The 6,291-nt window shown below is 67.3% G+C and carries 5 protein-coding genes, 1 pseudogene and 1 riboswitch; of the genes and pseudogenes, 1 reads left to right on the forward strand and 5 read right to left on the reverse strand.

Features of this window, described 5'->3' with window-relative positions:
- From AC628_RS44980 to AC628_RS40555, 5 genes and pseudogenes are all read right to left on the reverse strand, one after another.
- Positions 1-229, reverse strand: a pseudogene (locus AC628_RS44980) (TonB-dependent siderophore receptor); the annotation flags it as partial.
- 106 nt (positions 230-335) lie between these two features.
- Positions 336-531: riboswitch (cobalamin riboswitch) on the reverse strand.
- Positions 532-694: 163 nt separating this feature from the next.
- Positions 695-1,621: a CobW family GTP-binding protein gene (locus tag AC628_RS40540; RefSeq protein ID WP_074132382.1), complete on the reverse strand. Its 927-nt coding sequence runs from the start codon at positions 1,619-1,621 to the stop codon at positions 695-697.
- A gap of 1 nt (position 1,622) precedes the next feature.
- A complete protein-coding gene (locus AC628_RS40545; protein ID WP_074132377.1) occupies positions 1,623-3,113 on the reverse strand; it encodes an amidohydrolase family protein in 1,491 nt (496 codons plus the stop codon).
- Between the two features lie 151 nt (positions 3,114-3,264).
- The gene (locus AC628_RS40550) at positions 3,265-3,657 is read right to left on the reverse strand and encodes a hypothetical protein (protein ID WP_245321585.1); all 393 of its coding nucleotides are present in this window, start codon (positions 3,655-3,657) and stop codon (positions 3,265-3,267) included.
- Positions 3,658-3,808: 151 nt separating this feature from the next.
- Entirely contained in the window at positions 3,809-5,665 is a 1,857-nt protein-coding gene (locus AC628_RS40555) for an ABC transporter ATP-binding protein/permease (protein WP_074132381.1), read from the reverse strand.
- Between the two features lie 194 nt (positions 5,666-5,859).
- On the opposite strand from AC628_RS40555, the gene rpmE reads away from it, so the two are divergent.
- A complete protein-coding gene (gene rpmE / locus AC628_RS40560; protein ID WP_016845230.1) occupies positions 5,860-6,087 on the forward strand; it encodes a 50S ribosomal protein L31 in 228 nt (75 codons plus the stop codon).
- The last annotated feature ends 204 nt before the right edge of the window (positions 6,088-6,291 follow it).

Genomic DNA, 6,291 nt, shown 5'->3' on the forward strand with positions numbered 1-6,291 from the left:
CGGGCACTGCCGCGGCCGTTGCCGGCCTTGCGCGTTGCCGCGCCGCCGCGGTGTTGCTGCTTCGCGCCGCGGGTTTGGGCTTCGCGGAGGCCGAGGGCGCGACCTCGATCGGATCGAGCGTGGTGGGTGGAGCTGTTTGCGCGCCGGCTTCGGCCGGCAGCAACAACGATGACAGGGAGCAGACGAGACCGAGGCGCCAGTTGCGCGCAACGGAAGAAGACGAGGACATGAAACGACTCGCGGTAACGTGGCACGTCACCGCGAACGCGGACTGGCGCATTGCCCAAAAGGCAGCGCTCCGATCCCACCAGGACGCCCCCGCCCGATGTGCTCGCGTGTGACCACGACTGACGGCAGGTCTCCTGGCTCACGGGTCATCGCCTGTCGACGCCTTCCCGGGCCTGATAGCCCAGTGGCAAATTGACGAAAGGCTCGCCGTTTACAGTTGCGGGGACAGCTGCGGCATTGGGGTTACCCTCGCACCGCATTCCCTTTTGATCCCCGAAGGGAACCGTCGACAAAAACGATAGGTGGTGGACGCAAAGCTGTCAATTCGATGCGATTGTCGCACGCATGCTTTGCGAGATTGTGCTGCGGCGGCGACACAGCCATTGCCGCGGAGACTTCTTGTCCCGTCATCCTGAGGTGCGAGCGGAGCGAGCCTCAGGGTGACGGAAGGCTTACATTCGTTTCATTAGCCGTCGACACATCCTTGCATGATCTCATCGATCTCGGCGCGCGAGAGAGCGCCCATCTCGGCGATGAATACGATGCGCGTGCGCGGCACGCCGGGCGCAAGCACGCCGCCCGCAGCCAGCGTCGCGCGTCCGCCGGCGAGTTGAAATACCGTCAGCCGTCCGGGCTGCTCCACCGTCTCGAACAATCCCTTCGCCCGCGCCAGCTTCGGCGCGAGTTTGCCGATCGCCTGCTGCAGGCGCGGCAGCCGCACCGGATGCTCCGAGGTCCAGCTCAGTGTCTCGAACCGATCCGACGCCGGCCGTCGCGGCGCGGTCTCGCGCGGCGCCGGCACATGATCGAGATCGGCCGGAAACAGCAGTTCGGCCGGCACCTCGCCATGCAGGGCATCGACCACCACCGCCGCCGGACGCACCGTTCGCACCGCGTCGCGGATCGCGGCGCAGGCGGCTGCATCGGCGAGATCGACCTTGCTCAGCGCCACCACATCGGCCGCCCGCAGCTGCGAGCGAAGCAGCGCATCATCCAGCGCGGTCACCGGCTGCGCCGCGTCGACGACGCAGAGCACGGTCTCCAGCGGCGCCTCCTTCCAGATCACCGGATCCATCAGGTTGCGGACAATGTCGGCGGGATCGGCGATGCCGCTGGTCTCGATCACGATGAATTCGGGACGCGGATCACGCCGCAACAGCGTCGCGAGCGTGCGCAGCAGGTCGCCCTCCAGCGTGCAGCAGATGCAGCCATTGCTCAGGCTGACCACGCCGTCGCTGGCGCCGGCGATCAGCTCGGCATCGATATTGATCGCGCCGAAATCGTTGACCACGGCGGCGATGCGCTTGCCTTGCGCATGCGCCAGCAGATGGTTGACGACCGTGGTCTTGCCCGCCCCGAGAAAGCCCGCGACCAGCAGGATCGGGACCGGCACCTCAGCCCCCGGTGACGGGCCGGCGCACCGGCCGGCCGGGACGTGCCGCGACGTCGAGCACGCCGTCATTGATCAGCGGCTGGCCGCTGACCACGAGGTGGCGTACGCCTTCCGCCGGGCGGTTCATCGCCGAGAAGGTCGCGCGGTCGCTCAGCGTCTCGAAGTCGAACACCACGGCGTCGGCGTCGGCGCCCGCCTGCAGCCTGCCCTTGGCGCGCATCGCCGGCGTGCTCGCCGACAGGATCTCCGCCGGGATCAGCGCGCATTTGCGGATGCCCTCGAGCAGCGACACCTTCCGGCGCTCGCGCACCCATTCGCGGATGAAGCGGGTGAAGCAGCCCGCCGAGCGCGGATGCGAGGTGGCATCGTCCGGCAGCGGCCAGGCGTCGCCGGTGTAGGGGCGGCCATCCGACAGCGTCCACGGCATCGCGTCGGACGCGATCGCACCGCCCGGATACAGCACCGCCATGTCGAGCAGATCGCGATGATGCGCGTTGTTCTCGATATCGAGCACATGCCACAGCACCAGCGTCGAAGGCTCTGCCGCCTGCGCCGCCAGCAGTTCCTCGCGGCTGCCGAAGCGATGCCCGTCGGTCACGCGCTGCACCGAATCATAGCCGAGGCCATTGCGCTCCTCGAATTTGGGATCGCTGAAGAAGGTCGCTGCCAGCACGGTCGAGCCGGTGCCGTAAGGATAGGCCTCGACCGTGATCGGCAAGCGCTGCGCCTGCGCTTTCGCGATCAGCGCGACGCAGCGCTCGATGTCGGTCTTGCTCGACGAGTTGAAGTGGCAGATGTGCATGTGCGCGCCGGTGGCGCCGGCATAGCCGATCAGGCGGATATAGGCCTCGGCCGCGCTCTCCGGATCGATGCGCGACATGTAGGCGACGTGGGTGAAGGTCGGCACCGCATGATCCGCCGCGAGCTGGCACACCGCGGTCAATTCCTGCACGCCGGCGCCCGGCGCATAGGCGTTGAGAATGCCGATGCCGATGCCGCCCTCGTTCAGCCCGTTGGCGAGGCGCTCGAGGATGCCGCCGACCTCGCCTTCGGTCGCAACGTTCTCGATCCAGCGCCGATCGCGCATCGCCGCGCCGAACGATTCCAGCGAGCTTTCCGAATTCGAGCCGGTCATCGCGCCGATCCGCGCGAACGCCCAGTTCGCCGCGGCGCCGTAGTTCAGCACCCGCCCCTTCTCGGCCTGGCGCTTGTACCAGGACGCCACCGGCAACACGCCGGCCTCGAGGTCGAGCGATGTCGTCACCCCGTCGAACGCCTGCATCCGATCGGCCGGAATGGTCTGGCCGTGCGCGTGCAGGTCGATGAAGCCCGGCGCCACCACGAGCCCGGTCGCATCGATCTGCCGCTCGGCGCCGCCGAGCCCGGTGCCCACAGCGGCGATCTTGCCGTCCACGACGGCGACGTCGCCGATCGCGTCCATGCCGCTGGCCGGATCCACCACCCGGCCGCCGCTGATCACCAAACCACCCATCTCGCCACTCCCCGCATTCCGAAACCGACCGGTCTCTTTTCGGGCACAGAGAAGCGCATCGCACGCATCGCGGCAACCCGGTCAGGGTTGTGGCGACATGCTCTGGCGGAATATCCGCCGCGCCGTGCTGCCGATTGCAGAGAGCTCCTCCCTACGTTCCGGTTGCACGCCGCGACGGCAGCCCGCGCCAGAGGTCGACGTTCGGCCTGCTTCGGCTGGAGACGATCTTCGGTGGAATCCGGTCGTTCGCGATCGCCGCCTCGAATGCGCGCCGCAGTCTGGGATTGTCGATCTGTGTCAGTAAGCGCAGGACAATGGCCTCGACCTGTGCATCGCTGCCGTGGATGGCACGACAGAGTTCCGCGGTCGTCCGGCGGAAGAAGTGGTAGGCGTCATCGGCCGCGCCACCCAGCCGGTCGACCTCGCCGGCGACACCGAGCGCGTGCATCCGATCATCGTCGTCGAGCGTCACTGCGAAGCGCAGCACGGCAAGGTGCCAGGCACGGAGCAGCTTGCTCTCGGGTTCAGTCGCGTCCTCGCGCATCAGTCGAACACCCCGCGCGCCGATGTCCCTTCGGCTGTCGAGGGAGGTCAGGCGCGGCGCGACTATCCCTGCGCGGGAATAGGTTTTCGAGGGGAGCGCGCGGGCGATCGCATAGGAATCGCATAGGCGGAGCGCAGAGCGCCAAATTCCCTCAGATGCCCTCGAACTGCAGCCGCGCCAGCCGCGCATAGAGGCCGCCCGCGGCGACCAGCTCGGCGTGGGTGCCCTGCTCGACGATTTTGCCCTGGTCCATCACCAGGATGCGGTCGCATGACAGCACGGTTGCCAGCCGATGCGCGATGACCAGCGTGGTGCGGTGGCGCATCAATTCCTCAAGCGCGGTCTGCACCAGCGTCTCGCTCTCGGCGTCGAGCGCCGAGGTCGCCTCGTCGAGCAGCAGCAGCGGCGCATCGCGCAGGATCGCGCGTGCGATCGCGATGCGCTGGCGCTGGCCGCCGGACAGCGTCACGCCGCGCTCGCCGAGCTGGGCGTCGAAGCCTTCGGGCAGGCGGCGCAGGAATTCGGTGGCATGTGCCAGATCGGCGGCGCGCTCGACCTCGGCATCGGTGGCATCGGGCCGGCCGAACCGGATGTTCTCGCGGGCTGAGGCCGCGAACACGACGGAATCCTGCGGCACCAGCGCGATCCGCGCCCGCACCTCGGCCGGATCGGCCTGCCGGATCGCCACGCCGTCGAGCGAGATGGTGCCCGATTTGGGATCGTAGAAGCGCAGCAGCAGATGAAACAGCGTGCTCTTGCCGGCGCCGGACGGACCGACGATCGCGACCTTCTCGCCCGAGCCGACCTTCAGCGACACGCCGTCGACTGCGAGCGCATTGGGCCGGGTCGGATAGGCGAAGCTGACATCGTCGAAGCCGACATCGCCGCGCGCCGGCTGCGGCAGCGCGCGCGGCGATGCGGGAGCTGCGATCTGCGGCCTGACGCGCAGGATCTCGAACAGCCGCTCGGCGGCGCCGGATGCGGCCGAAACTTCGCCCCAGACCTCGCTGAGCTGGCCGAGGCCACTCGCGGCGAACGCCGTATAGAGAACGAACTGGCCGAGCCGGCCTGGACTGATCGCCCCCGTCAGCACGTCATGCGAGCCGACCCACAGGATCACGACCACGCTTGCGAACACGATGAAGATCACGATCAGCGTCAGCACCGCACGCGCCTTGGTCGAGCTGCGCGCGGCGTCATAGGCCTGCTCGACCTCGCGGGCAAAGCGCGTCCTGGCGAGCCGTTCGCCGGTATAGGCCTGCACGGTGCGGATCGCGTTGACGAGCTCGCTCGCATAGGCGCTGGCATCGGCCAGCGTATCCTGGGCGGTGCGCGACAGCCGCCGCACCCAGCGGCCGAACGCGACGAGCGGGATCACGATGATCGGAATCGCGAGCAGCACGAAGCCCGACAGCCGCGGGCTCGTGATCACCATCATCGCGGCGGCGCCGAAGAACACCATCAGATTGCGCAGCGCGATCGACACCGAGGCGCCAACCGCGGACTTGATCTGGGTGGTGTCGGCGGTGAGCCGCGATACCAGTTCGCCCGAGCGTGCGGAATCGAAGAACGAGGGCGACAGCGAGATCAGATGCGCGAACACGTCGCGCCTGAGATCGGCGACGATGCGCTCGCCGATCGTCATCACGAGGTAGTAGCGCGAGGCGCTGGCGCAGGCGAGCACCGCGACGACCGCGATCATCACGCTGAAATAGCTGTTGATCATCGCGATGCCTTCGGGCGTGAAGCCGAGGTCGATCATCCGTCGCACCGCGACCGGCACGACCAGCGTGGTGATCGCCGCAATCGTCAGCGAGATCAGCGCCAGGATCGCCCGTCCCTTGTAGCGCGCCACATAGGGCGCGAGCGCAAGCAGGGGGCGCAGGCGGGCACGGCTCTTCGCCGGCTCCGTGATCTGGCTCTCGATAAAGGCTTCCTCATCGAGCAACGCGTCGCGCGGAGGCTCGGGGGCGCCGCGAGGGGTCTCAAGCTGTTCGGCTACACTCATTATTCTTAGACCGGTTCTATCGCCTCCCACATAGGCCCGCCGACCCCCGGCTGGCAAATCCGGTAAAGTCCCAATGCGGTGATGGGCTTAAGCCCTTTCTTGGCTTGTTTTGGGGGGCTCCATGCGTTATAGAGCCGCCCAAATCCCGTACCTGAATGTCTTGAGATGGGCGCCGGCGCGCCGAAGGAACTGTCATGAAAGCCGATATTCATCCGAATTATCATACGATTAAGGTCGTCATGACCGACGGCACCGAGTACCTGACCCGCTCGACCTGGGGCAAGGAAGGCGACACGCTGAACCTCGACATCGACCCCAAGTCGCACCCGGCATGGACCGGCGGTACCCAGCAGCTGATGGACCGCGGCGGCCGCGTGTCCCGCTTCCAGAAGAAGTTTTCGGGCTTCCTCAAGAAGGACTAAAGTCCGCTTCGGGATCGTCCTCGCAGTCGAACGCAAAACGCCTCCCTCGCGGGGGCGTTTTTGTTTTGAGGGCTGCTCCGGATCGGCTGGATTGAGAAGCGCGCCACTCCCTCCACGTCGTCGTCCTGGCGAAAGCCAGGACCCATATGTGGACGGCCCCCGTGGCACAAGAGCTTTGTGGAACGGTTCGGATCGCTGTCATCC

This window comes from Bradyrhizobium sp. NAS96.2 (assembly GCF_001908235.1).
In the GTDB taxonomy this organism is placed as follows: Bacteria; Pseudomonadota; Alphaproteobacteria; order Rhizobiales; family Xanthobacteraceae; genus Bradyrhizobium.